The organism is Pseudomonas sp. TUM25319 (assembly GCF_056388475.1).
The window spans coordinates 3,321,890-3,339,922 of the sequence record NZ_CM150751.1 but is presented as its reverse complement, the minus strand read 5'-3'; the positions used below and the strand labels follow the sequence as shown (position 1 = coordinate 3,339,922).

Annotated in this window: 10 protein-coding genes; all 10 read left to right on the top strand. The window is 68.0% G+C overall.

All coding sequences use genetic code 11. The features are described 5' to 3' along the window. Entirely contained in the window at positions 1-1,236 is a 1,236-nt protein-coding gene (locus AC05QJ_RS15685) for a CpaE/TadZ family protein (RefSeq protein WP_476747736.1), read from the top strand. Between the two features lie 16 nt (positions 1,237-1,252). After that, complete coding sequence (locus AC05QJ_RS15680) at positions 1,253-2,626, top strand: CpaF family protein (RefSeq protein ID WP_476747735.1); 1,374 nt, start codon at positions 1,253-1,255, stop codon at positions 2,624-2,626. Next, positions 2,626-3,618, top strand: coding sequence for a type II secretion system F family protein (locus AC05QJ_RS15675; RefSeq protein WP_476747734.1), 993 nt, complete (start codon positions 2,626-2,628; stop codon positions 3,616-3,618). Before AC05QJ_RS15680 ends, AC05QJ_RS15675 begins: the two co-directional genes overlap by 1 nt. Further along, positions 3,615-4,571 (top strand): type II secretion system F family protein, encoded by a 957-nt coding sequence (locus AC05QJ_RS15670; protein ID WP_476747733.1) that lies wholly within the window; start codon positions 3,615-3,617, stop codon positions 4,569-4,571. The genes AC05QJ_RS15675 and AC05QJ_RS15670 overlap by 4 nt, the downstream gene beginning before the upstream one ends. A gap of 30 nt (positions 4,572-4,601) precedes the next feature. Then, on the top strand, positions 4,602-5,462 hold the full coding sequence (locus AC05QJ_RS15665; protein WP_476747732.1) for a tetratricopeptide repeat protein: 861 nt from the start codon (positions 4,602-4,604) through the stop codon (positions 5,460-5,462). Positions 5,463-5,480: 18 nt separating this feature from the next. After that, the gene (locus tag AC05QJ_RS15660; protein WP_476747731.1) at positions 5,481-6,041 is read left to right on the top strand and encodes a TadE/TadG family type IV pilus assembly protein; all 561 of its coding nucleotides are present in this window, start codon (positions 5,481-5,483) and stop codon (positions 6,039-6,041) included. After that, complete coding sequence (locus AC05QJ_RS15655; RefSeq protein ID WP_476747730.1) at positions 6,038-6,607, top strand: TadE/TadG family type IV pilus assembly protein; 570 nt, start codon at positions 6,038-6,040, stop codon at positions 6,605-6,607. Before AC05QJ_RS15660 ends, AC05QJ_RS15655 begins: the two co-directional genes overlap by 4 nt. Beyond that, a complete protein-coding gene (locus tag AC05QJ_RS15650; RefSeq protein ID WP_476747729.1) occupies positions 6,604-6,993 on the top strand; it encodes a YbaN family protein in 390 nt (129 codons plus the stop codon). The genes AC05QJ_RS15655 and AC05QJ_RS15650 overlap by 4 nt, the downstream gene beginning before the upstream one ends. Before the next feature lie 177 nt (positions 6,994-7,170). Continuing rightward, complete coding sequence (locus AC05QJ_RS15645) at positions 7,171-8,727, top strand: TadE/TadG family type IV pilus assembly protein (RefSeq protein WP_476747728.1); 1,557 nt, start codon at positions 7,171-7,173, stop codon at positions 8,725-8,727. Between the two features lie 44 nt (positions 8,728-8,771). Further along, on the top strand, positions 8,772-17,984 hold the full coding sequence (locus AC05QJ_RS15640; RefSeq protein ID WP_476747727.1) for a beta-propeller fold lactonase family protein: 9,213 nt from the start codon (positions 8,772-8,774) through the stop codon (positions 17,982-17,984). Positions 17,985-18,033: the final 49 nt, after the last annotated feature.

Genomic DNA, 18,033 nt, shown 5'->3' with positions numbered 1-18,033 from the left:
ATGAACGACACCACGCGAGTCACCCCGCCCGCCAGCGAAACGCCGCCGGTCCTGCTCTACGCCGCCAGCGCCGCCGACGCCGAACTGTTCGGCCAGTACCTGCAGCGCCTCGGCCTGCCCGCACAACTGGCGCGCAGCGGTGGCTTCGGCGCAGCGCTGCACGGCTGCCGCGAGCAACTGGCGCCCGAGGTGCTGATCGTCGACCTCGACGGCCAGGCCTCGCCGCTGCAGGCGGTGGCGGAACTGGCCCAGGTCTGCCCGCCGGACTGCCGGCTGATCGCCCTGGGCAGCACCCACGACCTCAACCTGTACCGCGCCCTGCTGCACAGCGGCGTGCACGACTACCTGTGCAAACCCGTGCCGCTGGACCAGTTCGCCAGCACCCTGCGCCGCGCCCGCGATCCCCATGACAGCGCCAACCCCGGCAGCCGCACTGGCCGCACCATTGCCGTCACCGGCGTCAGTGGCGGACGGGGTGCCAGCACCGTCGCCGCGGCCCTTGGCCAGTTGCTCGCCAGCCAGCGTCACAGCAACAGCGCGGTGGTGGATTTCGACCGTGGCCGTGGCGACCAGGCCCTGCTCCTCGGGCATGAAGGCGATGCCGGCCTGGCCGCCGCCCTGGGCACCGCGCAGATCGACTCGCGCTTTCTCGAACGCGCCCTGGCGCGGATCGACGAGCGCCTGTACCTGCTGGCCCAGCAACCGGACCTGCGCGCCGCCGACAGTTTCAGCAGCGAACACCTGCTGACCCTCGGCGCCAGCCTCTGCCAACTGTTCAACCAGGTCATCTGGGACCTGCCCAGCGGCCGCTGCCACGGCGCCCTGGATGTGCTGCAGCACGCCGACACGCGCATCCTGCTCTGCGACTTCAGCGTGCAGGACGCACGCAACTGCCTGCGCCTGCTGCGCGAGATCGGCGACGAGAGCAACGGCCAGCGTCTGCTGCTGGTGGGCAATCCGCTGCGTCCGGGGCATCTGGACCTGGTGGAGCGCCAGCAGTTCGAGGACTTCGTCGGCCACAAGGTGGACCTGATCCTGCCCCACGCCGGCAGCGTCCTGGCCGACAGCCTGCTGGCCGGCCCCTTGCAGACTGGCCGGGCTCCCGCCCTGCAACAGGCCCTGCTGGACCTCGCCGACCTCGCCTGCGGGCGCACGCCGAGCAGCGCCCCGGCGGCCAGCGGCAATCTGATCCTGCGTCTGCGCCAGGCCCTGGGCCGCGGCCGTCGCGCCGCCTGAAACGAGGACACGGTCGATGATCATCCGTCACCCGAAAAAGAACCTCGCCGCCGTCGCAGTCAGCGAAGTCGCTCCTGCGCCTGCGCCAGCCCGTCCCAGCGTCGAGCCCACCGCCGTTCAGCGTCCTGCGGCCAACCGTGCCCAGGTCGACACCCTCGGCATCCAGAACCGCCGGCTGATCCGCAACCAGCTCTACGACCAGATCGACCCGCTCAAGGCCGCCGCCCTCGGCCGCGAGGCGCTGCGCCAGCAGGTAGAAGCGGTGATCCGCAAGATCTGCGACGACAGCCGCCTGCAGCTGTCGCGGCAGGAAGAGCTGGCGGTGTGCGAGGAAATGCTCAACGAGATGGTCGGCATCGGCCCGATCCAGCCGCTGCTGGCGGACGACTCGGTGAACGACATCCTGGTCAATGGTGCCGGCCAGGTGTTCGTCGAGCGTTTCGGCAAGCTGGAGCTGTCGCCGATCACCTTCATCGACGAAGAACACGTGTTCAACACCGCCCAGCGCATCGCCGCGGCGGTGGGCCGGCGCATCGACGAAACCCACCCGATGGTCGATGCGCGCCTGGCCGATGGCAGCCGGGTCAACGTCATCACCTACCCGCTGGCCATCGACGGCACCACCATTTCCATCCGTAAGTTCATGCGTCGCAACCTGTCCCTGGACATCCTCGCCGAGCGCGGCGCGCTGTCGTTCGAGATGGTCGAGGTGCTCAAGCGCGGCATGCTGGCCAAGCTCAACATCGTGGTGTCCGGCGGTACCGGCGCGGGCAAGACCACCCTGCTCAACGCCCTGTCGCAGAACATCAGCGACGAGGACCGGGTGATCACCATCGAAGACGCCGCCGAACTGCAACTGCAGCAGCGCCATGTGGTGCGCCTGGAAACCCGCCCGGTCAGCGCCGAAGGCACCGGCAAGGTCGACCAGCGCGACCTGGTGCGCAACGCCCTGCGGATGCGCCCGGACCGCATCATCCTCGGCGAGGTGCGTGGCGGCGAGAGCTTCGACATGCTCCAGGCGATGAACACCGGCCACGATGGCTCGCTCTGCACCGTCCACGCCAACACCCCGCGCGACGCCATCATGCGCTTGGAAAACATGGTGATGATGGCCGGCATGCAACTGCCGCTGGAAGCCATCCGCCGACAGATCGCCAGCGCGGTGAACCTGATCGTCCAGGTCGAGCGGATGCGCGATGGCGGCCGACGCATCGTCTCCATCACCGAGGTCTGCGGCATGGAGAACGACGTGATCCAGACCCAGGAACTGTTCGGTTTCACCACCTCCAGCGTGGACGCCGACGGCCGCCTGGTCGGCCAGTTCGGCGGCAGCGGCCAGCGCCCGCAGTTCTACACCCAGCATGCGCACCTGTTCGGCGGAGGCCTGTGATGACCGCCTTGCTCGATCTGTTCACCCTGCTGGTGTTCCTCTGCGTCTTCATCGGCTTCTTCGCCGTGCGCGGCATGAGCCGCAAGCGCCAGCGCGCCGAAGCCCAGGCCGAGCGCCTGAACGCATTGCGGGCGGAGCTGGCCAACGCCCAGCCGGGGCTCGGCCTGGCGCTGGAGGCCAACCCCGAACTGCTGCGCGACCAGGGTACGCCGGCCTTCACCCGCTGGCCGCTGCTGGGCGCACGCCTGGCCCGCGTCTGGCAAGGCACCCGCAGTCTCGGTTGGCACGGCAGACTGCGCCTGCGCCTGATCCTGCTGGGCAGCGCCAGCCTGATGGTCGGCGTGGTGCTGGGCCGGCAGATGCCCTGGCCGTGGCTCTACGGTAGCCTGCTGGCACTGGCAACCTTCTTCGGCGTTGCCACGCTGGCCTATCGTCGGGCCATGGGCCGCTATCTGCATGACCTGAAGCTGAGCCTGCCGCAAGCCATCGACGCCATTACCCGCGCGGCCCGCGCCGGGGTGCCGGTGAGCAACGCTTTCACCCTGGTGGCGCAGAATATCAATGGCCCGCTGGCGGCCGAGTTTGCCCAGATCGACAACTGGCTGCGCCTCGGCCTGCCGCTGCGCCAGGTGATGCAGGATTCGGCCAACCGTATCCCGCTCAACGAATACCGCTTCTTCGCGGTGATCCTGATCATCAACCAGGAAGCCGGCGGGCGCCTGGGCGAAACCCTCGACCGGCTCTCGGCGACCCTGCGCGAACGCCAGGAACTGCACCTGAAAGTCCAGGCCAAGACCTCCGAGGCCCGCGCCTCGGCCAAGATCGTCGCCGCCCTGGTGCCCTGCGCGCTGGGCTACATGTACCTGAACTCGCCGCGCGACTTCAATTTCCTGCTCAACGACCCGACCGGCAACAGCGTGCTGTTCTACGCCTTCGGCAGCGTCACCCTGGGCTTGCTCATCACCCACCTGATGGTTCGGAAGGTCGCATGAACCTGTTTCTCCAAGACCCGTTCGTCCAGGCCGGCCTCGGCCTGCTTTTCTGCGGCCTGGGCATCGGCCTGATCGGCCTGTACCGGCGCCAGCGCGAGCCGGTGCTGCACGAGCGGCTCAACCGTCGTTCGACTGCGGCTCAGGCCGTCGGCAACAGCGACATCCTGCGTGACCAGGGCCTGCAAGTGTCCCGCCAGGTATTGGTGGTGCTGCAGGCGGTGGCCCGGGTCGGCGAGCAACTCGCCGGCAGCCCCCGCGACCGCGCCAAGCTTACCGACCTGCTGGTAATGGCCGGCCTGCGCCAGCGCGAGGCACTGGGCCTGCTGGTGGCCGGCAAGTACCTGCTGGGCCTGCTGCTCGCGGTGGCGGTCATGTGCCTGCTGGAACCGGGCAAGCGCCTGGGCCTGAACGGCATCACCGCGGCCCTGATCGCGGTGTTCGTCGGCGGCCTGCTGCCCGAGCTGTGGCTGAAATGGCGCGCCGCCCGCCGCGGCGGCCGGCTGGCCCGCAGCCTGCCGGATGCCCTCGACCTGATGGTGATCTGCGCCGAGGCCGGCCTGCCGCTGGGTCGCGTGTTGCAGGTGGTGTCCAAGGAGCTGTCGCTGTCGGCGCCGGAAATGGCCGATGAACTGCGCTACACCTGCGCCGAACTGCAGATTCTCGCCGACCGTCCCCGGGCCCTGCTCAACCTCGCCGAGCGCACCGGCGTCAGCGGCATCGAAAGCATGGTCTCGACCCTGATCCAGGCCGAACGCTACGGCACGCCGCTGTCCCAGGCACTGCGGACGATTTCCGATGAAAGCCGCAAGACCCTGATCCTGACCCTGGAAGAACACGCCGGGAAGCTCCCGGCCCAGCTCAGCGTGCCGCTGATGACCCTGATCCTGCCGCCGATCATCGCCATGATGGGCGCGCCGGCGCTGGTGCGCATCGTTCGCCTGTTGTCCCACTGACTCCCGACTGTCTTTTTCCGAGTGCCTGCCATGCCCCGTTCCCTCACCGCCCTCACCCTTCTCGCCCTGCTCGCCCTCGGCGGCTGCAGCAGCCTCGGTTCCGCCCTGCCCGGCGGCGCCCCGACCCTGTCCGCCAAGGACGATCGCGAAGCGCTGAAACTGGCCCGGGTACTGCGCGACAACGGCCGCCTGGAAGGCGCCTTCGAGGTCTACCAGCGCCTCGACCAGCGCACCCCGCTCACCGGCGGCTATCTGCTGGAATACGCCAGCGTCGCCGCCGCCGTGCGCCCGCCACGGGACGCCTGGGCGCTGTATGACCGCGCCCGCCAGGGCAGCGACCTGGCCGCCCTCGACCCGGCCCAGCGCCAGGCCCTGTGCGGCGGCCTCGGCCGCGCCGCTCTGGCCCTGGGCAATGCCGCCAGTGCCGAACAGCACTTCAACTGCGCGCTGAAGGTTGAAGGCGAGCGCAGCCAGAAGGCCCAACTGCTGAACGGCCTCGGCGTGGCCCAGACCCTGCTGGGCAAGCGGCCGGAGGCGCGGGAGTCGTTCCAGCAGGCGCTGGCGGTCGAGCCCGGCTACAGCCCGGCGACCAACAACCTGGCCCTGAGCTGGCTGGCCGACGGTGAGCGCAGCAAGGCCATCGGCCTGCTCAACGGTGCGCGGCAGAACGGCGAGATCGCCCTGCAACTGAACCTCGCCCTGGCCTGGGTGCTGGACGGCCATGACGACACCGCCCTGCGCATCCTCGAAGAAAGCCTCGAGCCCCAGTACGCCCAGGACATCCTCGAGCGCTTCCGTGCCACCCGCCAGCGCATCGCCAACGGCGCGCCGGTGGACAGCGAGCTGCTTGCCGCCAGCCAGCAGCCGCTGAAACTGGCCAGCCGGGACTGATTGTCGATGAGCGCGCCGATGAAACTGCTCGTTGCCCTGCGCCGCCTGCGCGGCGCCGATGAGGGCGTCACCGCGGTGGAAACCGCGTTCATCCTGCCGGTGCTGCTGTTCGGCCTGATGATGCTGTTCGAACTGGCGCACATGGCGCTGGTGATCGGCGCCGGCAACCTGGCGCTGGAACACGCCGTACAGCGCCTGCGCGAGACGCCGGATTACTACCGGCTGAGTGCCGAAGCGCTGCAGCAGCGTCTGGCCGAACGCATGCAGGAACGCAGCTTCGGCCTGTTCGAGGCCAGCGAACTGAAGCTCGACGTCTTGCCCTTCGACAACCTGCGCCGCTACGGCGAATCGCGCTTCGGCACCAGCGGCGCGAACGATGACGATGACAGCGAAGGCACGAACGACACGACCCTGGACACGGTGTTCTCGCCGCCGATCCTGAGCATCACGGTAGACCTCAAGCAGGACTACATGACGGTGTTCCCCGCCCTGTTCGGCCTTGGCGACGGCTACCAGTACCAATACCGCCATCTGCTCGGCAACCTGACCAGCGATCCGGAAAGCGAGGACGGCCAATGAAGCGCAGATCTTCCCAGCGCGGCAGCGCGATGCTGGAAACCGTGCTGGTGTTCCCGGTGCTGATCGGCATCACACTGCTCGCCGCCGACCTGTACAACCTGCACCAGGCACGCAGCTACATGGAACAGTCGGCGCACACCATCGCCTCGGTGCTCGGCGTACAGAGCCGTCTGGACAGTAATGGCCTCGAAGCCCTGGTCGACCGCGCCACCAGCATGAACCGCACGCCATTCGAAGTGATCATCAGCAAGGTCGAGAGCGATCGCAGCATGAACTGGCGACCGCTCTACCGCGGCCAGGTGCGGGGCGTATGCCAGGCACAGAGCAGCGGCCCGCGCTTTACCGGCGAGTTCCCCGACGAACTGCGCGCCGATGACGAGCAGAGCCTGACCAGCGTGCCCATGGTGGTGGTGCAGGTGTGCTCCACAGTGGATGCCCTGGCGTTGAGCTACGCCCTGCTGGGCAGCGACACCCTCGAAGTCCAGTCCATCAGCCGCCTGCAGCACGGCACGCCAACCCTGGACGATGTCCTCACCCGCGAACTCGACCCGCAGGACGACGAATGAGCCAGACCGTTCCCCAGGCCAGGGGCCTCAAGCGCCTGGCCTACCTGCTGCTGGCGTGGGTCAGCCTGGGCATGGCCGTGCTGGGGGCGATCCTGCCAGGATTGCCCTGCACCGAATTCGTGCTGCTGAGTGCCTGGGCAGCGTCGCGCAGCTCGCCGCGGTTGAGCCGCTGGCTGGAACGGCACCGGTTGTTCGGGCCGTTGCTGAGGGACTGGCGCGATGGCGGCTATATCAGCCGGCGCAGCAAGGGCGTGGCCAGCCTGGCAATGCTGGTGTGCCTGGGGCTGTTGCTGTGGCACCAGCCGCCGTTGTGGGTGGTGCTGTGCGCGGTGGGCGGGATGGGCTGTGGGGCGGTGTACATCTGGTCGCGGCCGGAGCGGGGTTGAGAGCAGGACACTCCTCGCTTCAGACCTGCAGGGGCGCTTGATCCCCCGGCAACCCCCCTCACCCTTAAGCAATCTTAATGATGCGCCGATTGCTGCGAACAAGAATGATTCCTATCTTTGTCGCCATCCTCGGCCGAGGTTTTCCTGGCCGGTCACCGAGCAGGAATCCACCCCGCCATGCCCGCTTTTCCCTTTGTCACCCGCCTGCGTCGCTTCGCCCGGCAACAACAGGGCGCGGTCGCGCCCTTCGCGATTCTGGTGCTGGGCGGTGCGCTGATGGCCACCGCCTATGTCATCGACACCAGCCGCTCGCTGGAGAACTCCAGCCAGCTCAAGCGCGCCACCGATGCCGCCGCCATGGCCGTGGGCAACCAGCGCCTGCTCGATGACAGCCTCAGCGACAGCCAGATGCACCAACTGGCCACCGGCATGGTGCAGGCCAACCTCGGCACCGACCTGGCCCTGAGCGAGCAGATCGGCGGCAATGCCATTCAGGTCACCCAGCAGCGCGACGACGAGGGCGTGCTGCGCATCACCGTCAGCGCCCGCTTCGGCGCCGAATCGCAGTTGCTGCAAGCGCCCACGACGAACATCCAGGTCAGTTCCACCGTGGAGGTGATCAACCGCCCGGTGGAAGTGGCGATCATCATCCCCAACACCCTTAGCGAACAGGCCCGTGACCTCGCCGCACTGCGCCGTCTGGTGCTGGAATTCTCGAAACAGGTGCTGGGCACCCGCCCCGATGGCCAGACCTGGATCTCCCTGGTGCCCTACAGCCAGTCGGTGAATGTCTACGACGCCGAAGACAGCGGGCGCATCCGCCGCTGGGCCGCCCCCGGCGCGCTGACCCCGGTGGAGCTGCGCTCGCTGTTCCGCACCGGCTACAGCGGCCTGGCCGACCAACGCATTCCCGACCGCCGCGCCAACCTGCTGTGCATGTACCGCGGCCTGGGCGTCGGCCAGAACTACTTCTGGGACCAGGCGCCGTCCGGGCAATTCAAGATCTACTACCGCCACGACCTCCCGGAGAACGGCAGCCCCGGCGCGTCGCCGATTTCCTGGACCGGCCCCAACCCCGACTTCGGCCAGGCCAGCGGGGTCAACGACGTGCGCTGGATGGTCGCCGACCGGGGCTGCCCGGCCGCCGCCCTGCTGCCGCTGACCCGCGACATGAGCCGCATCGAGCGCCGCGTCGAGCAGTTCTCCACCCGTTTCAACACCAATTACGCCATCGCCATGGGCTGGGGTGCGGCCAGCCTGTCGCCGCAGATGCGCGGCACCGCCGGCTGGGGCGACAACCGCCTGCCGCTGAATTTCAACGCCAGCGGAGCGGGCGACAACGCCAAGATCATCGTCATGCTGGCCAACACCACTGGCAACTGGTTCGACACCGATTCGTACAACGCCGAAGTGGGCCAGGCCATCGACGGCGAGAACTCCACGGTGTCCTCCAACGATGTTGCCGGGCGCCGTTTCACCGACCTGTGCGCCAGCTTCCGCGCCCGCGGCCTGAAGTTCCATTTCCTCGGCGTGCGCCCGGGCGATCCCAACGACTTCGGTCGCCGCCTGTTCGACCGCGTCGCCGGCCCCGGCCTGCGCGTCTGCGCCCAGGGCGGCAGCATGACCTTCGCCAACGCCGAGAACTTCGGCGATGGCGAGGCGCAACTGAGCACCCTGCTGCGCGAGATCGCCAACAAGATCAGGCATGAGCGCTACGTGCGCCTGATCGACTAGCCCGCCCGCCTTCTCCTATTTCCGCTTCCCGACAAGGACCTGCCATGAGTGCGTCACGCCCCCGCAACCGCAAGCCCCACACCAGCCTGGCACTGGCGCTGGAACCCCGGATGATGTTCGATGCCGCCGCCGTGACCACCGCGGTGCAGACCGCCGACCAGGCCGACGCCCAGCAGACCGCCGTCAACCATGCGCCAAGCCTGAGCGCCGACGCGGCCCAGGTCAGCCATACCGTGACCGACAGCGTGGCCAGCGGCAGCCCGCTGTTCAGCAATGCCCTGGCCGATGCCAACGACACCGACCAGCGTTTCGACAGCCTGCGGGTGACCATCGACAGCAGCGGCAGCCACGAAGCCCTGATCATCGACGGCACGCAGATCCTGCTCAGCCCCAATAGCGGCAGCACCAGCGGCGGCAAGGATTACGCCTACACCGTGACCACCTCGGGCGGCAGCGCCACCGTCGATATCGTGCTCGCCTCCACCACCGCCAACAGCGCCGCCGATCTCAAGGCGCTGGTGGAAAGCATCCGCTACCAGACCCTCGACGGCACCCTGGAAAACGGCAGCCGCACCATCACCCTGACCCAGGTGCGCGACGACGGCGGCACTGCCGATGGTGGCAGCGACACCACGTCCCTGAGCATCAGCGCCACCGTCAACCTGGTCAGCGGCGTCAACCGTGCGCCGGTGCTGGAGCGCGACAACCCGCTGGACCTGGCGCAGTCCATCGCCGCCAGTGGCGTGACCCTGAAGGAAGCGATCTACAGCAGTAACGGCCAGTTCCTCTATGCCGCCGCCGACAACGGCCGGCTGCTGGTCTACGGGGTCGATGGCAAGGGCGTGCTCAGCCTGATCCAGAACGTTGCCGCCCCCAGCGGCATGACCTCGCTGGTGGACGTGGCCCTGAGCAAGGACGGCAAGTTCCTCTACAGCGCCGACAGCGGCACCCTCCACACCTGGCAAGTGGCGGCAGACGGCACCCTGAGCCGCATCCAGGGCACCAGCGTCGGCAGTCTGCGCGGCCTGGCACTGTCGGACGACGGCAAGCAGGTCTACTTCACCACGCTGTACGGCGGCCTCGAAGTGCGCAGCCGCGACACGGTGACCGGCGCCATCGGCAGCAGCGCGATCCAGACGCTCGACGAAGGCACCCTGCAGTCGGCCCGGGCCAAGCTGGTGTACAGCGCCGGCGACTATGTCTACGTGGTGCTCGACCCGGACTCGTTCGTGTCCCAGGACACCCTGACCGTCCTCAGGCGCGGCAGCAACGATCGCCTGTCGGTGGTGGACCTTGGCTGGGCCAACACCACCGACGGCTCCTTCGACGGCACCACCACCCACAGCCTCGCCGTCAGCGCCGACGGCCAGTTCATCTACCTGGGCGACAGCGAACTGGGCGTGATCCAGGTCTATCAACTGGGCAGCAACGGCCTGGTGCGCATCGACAGCATTGCCCTCGACCAGGTCAATGGCCTGACCCTCAGCGCCAACGGCCGCCAGTTGTACGCCACCAGCGCCGACGGCAGCCTGCACCAGTACCAGGTCAACGCCAGCACCGGCCTGCTCAGCGAAACCGGCAGCCAGAGCGTGACCGGCGCCCAGGCCGTGGTCGCCAGCCCCGACGGCCAGTCGCTGTTGGTGGCTGGCAGCGGCGTCAGCCGCTTTACCAACGTGCGAACCTACCTCAGCGCCACCGACCTAGTGATCGGCCAGGGCCTCACGCTCAGTGACAGCAACGCCGACATTCTCGCCGGGGGCGCCGGCGACTACAGCGGCATGCGCGTGACCCTCGAGCGGGTCGGCGGCGCCAATGCCGCCGACCAGTTCGCCTTCGCCGCCGGCAACGGCATCAGCCTCGACGGTGAAGGGCTGATGCGCAACGGCGTGGAAATCGGCCGCTTCGTGCAGAGCGGCGGCCAGCTCACCCTCACCATCAGCGCCGCCCTGACCCGCGCCGAAGCCAATGCCCTGCTGCAACAGGTGATCTACCGCAACAGCACCAGCAGCGGCCAGGTGGAGCTGCGCCTGGTGGCCAACGACGGCGCACTGGACAGCAGCGAGCAGCGGGTCAGCCTGCTGATTACCCTCAACAGTGCCCCGCAACTGAGTGCCGGCACCGTGGTCAACCCGGTCTACGACACCCACGGCACCCTGGTGACGCTGTTCAAGGACGCCCAAGTCAACACCGGCGAAGCCGGCCAGAGCATCAGCAACCTGACCCTGACCCTCGGCGGCGTCGCCGGCGCCAGCCAGGAATTCCTGCTGGTGAACGGCACCGCCATCGCCCTCGACCAGTCCGCCAGCGGCATCCTGGCCAACGGCATGAGCTACCGCTACACCGTTGACGGCGACAACGCCACCCTGGAGCTGAGCAGCACCGCAGGCCTGGCGCCGTCGGCCCTGCAGACCCTGGTCAACGGTATCGGCTACCGCAACGACAACCCGGTGGCCGTCAGCGGCCTGCGCAGCGTGACCCTGTCCAGCGTGCAGGACAACGGCGGCACCGGCGGTGGCGGCAGCGACACCAGCACCCCGCAGATCACCGCCAGCATCACCCTGAAGACCGGCACCGCGCCGACCATCACCGAGCAAGTCGACCCAGAAGCCACCCTGTACTACGCCAACGGCACCCTCAGCGGCTACAGCGACTACGTCAACGCCATCGAGATCAGCGGCGACGGCAAGACCCTGCTGCTGGCCGGCACCACCGGCACCAACCTCAACGGCACCAGCTACCTGCGGGTCTACGCCCGCGATGCCGCCAGCGGCGCGCTGACCCTGCTGCAGAGCTTCACCCAGGGCAGCAGCGACAACCCGGCCACCACCGACATCGAAGTCGATGGCCTGGGCCGCATCACCAGCGTCACGCCAACCAGCGACAACGCTTCGGTGTACGTCGGCGGCTTCGACAGCGCCAAGGGCTACAGCACCCTGGTGCGCTTCACCCGTGACGCGGCCACCGGCCTGCTCACCTACGCCGGCATCGCCGCCATGCAGAACGACGTGGTGCGCGCCGCCGACGCCACGACGACGCCCGCCGTGACCGAAGTCCGTCTGGACGGTCCGCTGACCGACGTGGTGATTTCCGCCGACGGCACCTCGCTCTACACCATCAACGGCATGACCGCCGGCTTCACCAGCACCGGCAAGGCGGTGCTGGGCATATACGCCCGCGACCCGGCCACGGGCGCCCTGACCTACCTCGGCAGCTACTACGACACCACGCAGATGCCACGCCCCAGCGGCATCGTCCTGAGCAGCGACGGCGCCTCGGTGTATGTGTCCAACAGCAACGGCAGCATCACCGTACTGGCCCGCGACAGCAGCGGGCGCCTGAGCTTCGTCGAGCGCATCACCGTCGCCAGCATCAACGCCGACCCCAACAGCGCCACCCGACCGGCGAGCGAAACCCGCTACCTGAACGCCACCGACATCGTGATTTCCGCCGATGGCCGCTCGGTGTACGTCAACTCTGTCGATGCAACGATGATCACCTCCTTCAGCCGCGACGCCAGCACCGGAAAGCTGACCTTCACCGGCGCCTTCTACACCTACGACATCACCAGGGCCACGGCCATGCGCGAGCTGGCCATCTCGGCCGACGGCACGGCGATCTACGCCACCAACAACAGTCGCGCGGTGCTGGTGCTCAACCGTGACGTCGACACCGGCCTGCTCAGCTACAACAGCCTGATCAGCGGCCTGGCCAAGAACAACGGCTACATGGCCGTGAGCCCCGACGGCCAGCACATCTACAGCGGCACCTACGTGGTGAGCAACGGCATCGATATCATTTCGGCCCGCTACAACAGCCACTGGAACGAGAACACCGAGACGCTGGTCGCCGCCGGCATGCAACTGAGCGACGTCGACTACGAGGCGCTGGGCAATTACCAGGGCCTGGTCATCACCCTGGCCCGCAGCGGCACCGCCAACGCCGCCGACCACTTCGCCTTCAGCGCGGGCAACGGCCTGAGCCTCGATGGCCAACGCATCCTGCTGGATGGGCAGGAAGTCGCGACCTTCGTTCAGAGCGCTGGCACCCTCACCGTGACCCTGACCGGCGCGGTCAACGGCACCGTCGCCAACCAGATTCTCCATCAGTTGAATTACGCTGCCGGCCCGACCGCCACCGACAAACAACTGAACCTGAGCATCCGTTTCAATGATGGCGTCAAGCAGACCGAGCGCTCGATCGTCGTGCTGGTCAACCACGCCCCGCAACTCGACGGCAGCATCGCCGCCCTGCAGCCGGTGGAAATCGGCCAGAGCCTGAGCGTCACCCTGCCCCTCGACCGTTTCAGCGACAGCGACGGCGATGCCCTGAGCTACAGCCTCGACGGCCTACCGGAAGGCCTGAACTTCGATCCGCTTACCGGGCTGATCAGCGGCTCGCCGGTGGACGGCACGGTGGGCGTGTATCAACTGACCTTCACCGTCACCGACGCCCGCGGCGCCCAGCAGGAGTACAGCCTGGAGCTGGAAGTGCAGGCCCAGCCCGAGCAGCGGCCGAACCTTGGCGGCGCCACCACCGATGTCGAGCTGGTGGACACCGCCAGCAACAACGACGACAGCCTCGGCAGCCTGCTGGACACGCCCCGCGACAGCTTGCTCAGTGCCGACGGCAAGTACCTCTATGTGATCAGCGACGGCGTGCACTGGGACGACTCCAGCAAGGCCACCCTGAGCATTTTCGCCCGTGACGCCGACGGCCACCTGAGCCTGGTGCAGAGCATCAAGGCCGACAGCGCCGCCCTGACCGGCGCCGAAAAGGTGCTTATCAGCGCCGACCAGCAGTGGCTGTACGTGCTTTCCGGCACCAGCAACAGCGTGCTGGTGTTCTCCCGCGATGCCGACAGCGGCCAGGTGCAACTGGCCTCGACCTTTGCCGGCGACGGCCTGAGCGAGGACGTGCCGGCCATCGTCGACGTCGTCCAGCAGGGCGACAGCCTGTACCTGGCCACCAGCGCCGGCCTGTTCCAGCTACGCCAGGCCAGCGATGGCAGCCTGGGCCAGGCGACCCCGCTCGCCGCCATCGAGGGTCTGGAAAGCCCGCAGCGCCTGCTGCTGAGCAGCGACGGCCAGTTCCTGCTGGTCAGCGGCGTGGGTGGCCAGGACCTGCTGGTCAGCCTGCGTATCGGCAGCGACGGCAGCCTGACCGAAGTGGCCCGCAGCGGCCTCGGCGACGGCACCCTGCACAACCTCAGCGCCATGACCCAGAGCAGCGATGGCCGCTTCATCTACGCCCTCGACAAGCAGGACGACGGCGTCGTGCAGTTGCGCATCCTCGCCCTGGGCAGCGACGGCAGCCTGCAATTGCTGGGCAGCCAGAGCGTCGACAGCGACGCCGCCGAACTGGCGGTGACCGCCGACGGCAGCGCCCTGTTCATCGCCGGTGGCGGCAAGCTGGCCGGCTATGCCCGGGGTAGCAACGGCCTGCTGATCGGCCAGGCCCACAACCTGCAGGGCGACTACCGGGAGCTGGTGGGCCTGAGCCTCAGCGCCGACGGCCAGAGCCTCTATCTGGTGGGCGGCAACTGGGACTCCAGCGTGCTCAACCTGCGCCTGGGCGTCAGCGGCCTCACCGTGACCGAAGGCGACGGCGCCGTGCCGCTGCTGCCGAGTGCGACGGTCAGCGACCTGCAACTGGACGAACGCGGCAACTACAGCGGCGCCTCGGTGGAAATCGCCCGCCAGGGCGGTGCGTCTGCCGATGACCTGTTCGGCTTCGGCGACGGCAACGGCTTGACCCTGGTGAACGGCCAGATCCTCAAGGACGGCAGCATCATCGCCACCCTGCAGCAGCAGAACGGCCGCCTGGTCCTGACCTTCACCGGCGAGGTCAGCCAGGCCGACGCCCAGCAGGTGCTGCGCCAGCTCGACTACCGCAACACCAGCCAGGACCCGACCCGCAACGGCGCCGAAGTGAAGATGCAGGTGGTGTTCCTCGACGGCGACGGCAACCGGGCAGTGCTGAACGTGGCGGTGACCCTGGTGCCGGTGAACGATCCGGCGATTCTCGACAGCACCGTGCTGAACCCGACCCTGCCGGACCTCGGCGCCCCGGTGAAGCTGTTCGACAACACCCGCATCGACACCATCGAGGCTGGCCAGTTGGTGGGCCAGGTGATCCTGACCCTCGATGCCCTCAAGCAGCATGATGTGATCGTGGTCCAGGGCCAGAAGATCTACCTCGACACCCTCGACTCCGGCACCCTGCCCAACGGCCTGCAATACCAGGTACGCCAGGAGAACGGCCAGACCGTGCTGACCCTGTACGTCATGCGCTCGGCCAGCGACACCGCAGCGCTGATCGACAGCCTGGCCTTCTACAACACCGGCAGCGACAACAGCGGCAGCCGCCAGATCGCCCTGAGCATCCGCGAGAACGTGAACTACGGCGTAGCCGGTGAAGACCTTACCCGCCTGGCCCAGAGCGTCACCGTCAGCTTCGGCGCGGCGGTGGCCAACAGCGCACCGGTGGTGGAAAACCGTGGCGCGGCGGTGCTCTACCGCGAGCGCGAAGGCGCCATCGTCCTGGCCCCCGCCGCCACCCTGAGCGACAGCCAGCTCGATGCCCTCAACGGTGGTCTGGGCAACTACCAGGGCAGCACCCTGGAAGTGACCTTGCTCAACTACAAGGCCGGCGACGCCCTCGGCTTCCAGGCCGGCAACGGGCTCAAGGTGGTCGACGGCCAGTTGTTCAAGAACGATGTGGCGATCGGCCGCGTGACCATTGCCGACGGCAAGATCACCGTGCGCTTCAACGACGATGCGGGAACCGTTCCGACCCGGGAAGACGTCAACAACGTCCTCCACCAGCTGACCTATGCCAGCACCAGCCATGGCCCCGACGCGGTGCAGCGCTTCAGTATCACCCTCAACGACGGCCGCCTGACCTCCGCAGCCGTCGAAGCCCGGATCAACACCGTGCTGGTCAACGACGCCCCGGTGGTGGCCGACGATCCGCTGCTGTCGCTCGGCGACTTCAGCCTCACCCGCCACCTCGCCAGTCTCGCTGGCCTGGGCGAACTGAGCAGCGCCGCATTGAGCGCCGACGGCAAGCTGCTGTACCTGGCCGATGCCCAGGGGCATCTGGCCCTGTTCGGCCTGGACAGCACCGGCCAGCTCAGCCTGATCGACAGCCTGCCGCTGGCCGAGGGCCTGGAAAGCATCCAGCACCTGAGCCTGAGCCACGACGGCAAGACCCTGTTCGTCTCGGCCAACGGCAACCAGCAGTTGCGGGTGTACCAGATCGGCGCAGACGGCAAACCGAGCCTGGGGCAGGTGCTGAACTACGGTGAGAGCAACGAGTGGCAGAGCTTCCGCCAGGTGGAACTGTCTGGTGACGGCAAGCTGGCCTACGTGATGACCGATACCGGCATCGCGGTCTACAGCCGAGCCGATGACGGCACCCTGAGCTACCAGCAGCAGATCGCCGGCGATGCGTGGTCCGCGCCGTACCTGTGGCTGCCGTCCTCGATCAGGGTCAGCGGCGACTACCTGATCGTCACGACGGCGTTCAACGATCGACCCGGCGTGATCGTCTACAGCCGCGACAGCAATGGCGGGCTGACCGCAGTCGTCAACCTGTTCAAGGGCGGCAAGGACAGTGCCGGCACTACCGTCACGCTGGACAAGGTCGAACACCTGGCGATGAGCGCCGACGGCAAGACCCTGTACCTGAGCGACGCCAGCGGCCTCGTGCGCCTGAGCCTGGATACCACGCAAAAGACCCTGACCGTGGTCGAGACACTCGACCTCAGCGGCATCCGCGATATTGCCCTGGGCAGCGATGGCCGCAGCCTGTATGTGGCCCTGGAAAGCGGCCTGGTCCAGCGCTACGCCACCGCCGAAGGACTGCTGGCCGCCGGTAGCGTCAGCGCTGCGGCCGGCGAAATCGTCCTGGGCGCCGACGGCCGCGTACTGGTGCTCGGTGACGGGCTCAGCGTGCTGTCCGCCCCGGGCGCCAGCGACCCGCTGTACGACCGTGCCGGCCAGCCGGTCGCCCTGGCGCCAACCCTGCGCCTGAGCGATGCGGAACTGGACGCCGCCAACAACGGCGCAGGCAATTATCAAGGCGCCACGCTGACCATCCGCCGCGAGTTCGACGGCTCGTCCGCCGACCGGTTCGGCCTGATCGCCGGCAATGGCTTGAGCCTGGACAACGGCAGCGTGCTGCTCGATGGCGTGGCCGTGGCGCGCCTGCAATCGGCCGACGGCAGCATGACCCTGACGATCGATGGCGCCCTCACCAGCGCCCAGGTCAATACCCTGCTGCGGCAGTTGTCCTACGCCAATGACAGTGGCAACGGCGATCAACGCATCAGCCTGATCCTCACGCTCAACGACGGGGCGCTCGACAGCAGTCGCTTCAGCGTCGATCTGAGCATCACGGGAACGGCGGGCGGCGTCGATCCGGTGGAGCCTGTAGACCCGGTTGATCCGGTCGATCCTGTCGACCCCGTGGATCCGGTTGACCCGGTCGATCCTGTCGACCCCGTGGACCCGGTTGACCCGGTCGATCCTGTCGACCCCGTGGACCCGGTTGACCCAGTGGATCCTGTCGACCCCGTAGACCCGGTTGACCCGGTGGATCCTGTCGACCCCGTGGACCCCGTGGATCCGGTTATTCCGCCCGTGTCCGACACGGTTGCTCCGGTCATCCTTCAGGCCACCGACGAGCGCGAAACGCAGGTCGTGACAGGCGCCAGCCAGCCACAGGTGTTCGAGGCCTCGGCACCTGTACAGGCGCCCGCCGATGCCGAACAGGTACTGCGGGAAACCGAGAACCAGCGCATCGCCTTCCAGCAGCAGGCCCAGGAGATCGCCCGCCTGCCGGAACCGGACGCCCTGCCCGAGCCGGACGCTCTCGACCCGTTGCCCAATCCGCTGGCGCCAGCGGCGCTGGAGATCGGCGTCACGCAAGTGAAGGACAAGGTGCAGGTCCAGGCCGACGCCGAAGGCGTGGCACATTTGCCAGCGACCTTGCTGGCTGCTGGCCAGGCAACGCGCCTGCGCCTGGCCAACGGCCTGGCCCTGCCCGGCTGGATTCACTTCGATCCCCGCAGCAGCGAAGTTCGGGTCAACAGCCAGCAACTGGCGCGCCTGGGCCAGATAGAGCTGGTGCTGCTTGGCGTGGATACCCAGGGCCAACCGGTGTCGATCAAGGTTCAGGTGCGCGATGCCGGGCATCCGCAACTGGCCAGCTTGCCGGGCAGCCCGTCGCTGAGCCAGCTGCTGGCGGCGCTGTAAGCGCGCGCAGATCGCCAGCGCCCACGATCGGTGGGCGCTGGCGTGAATC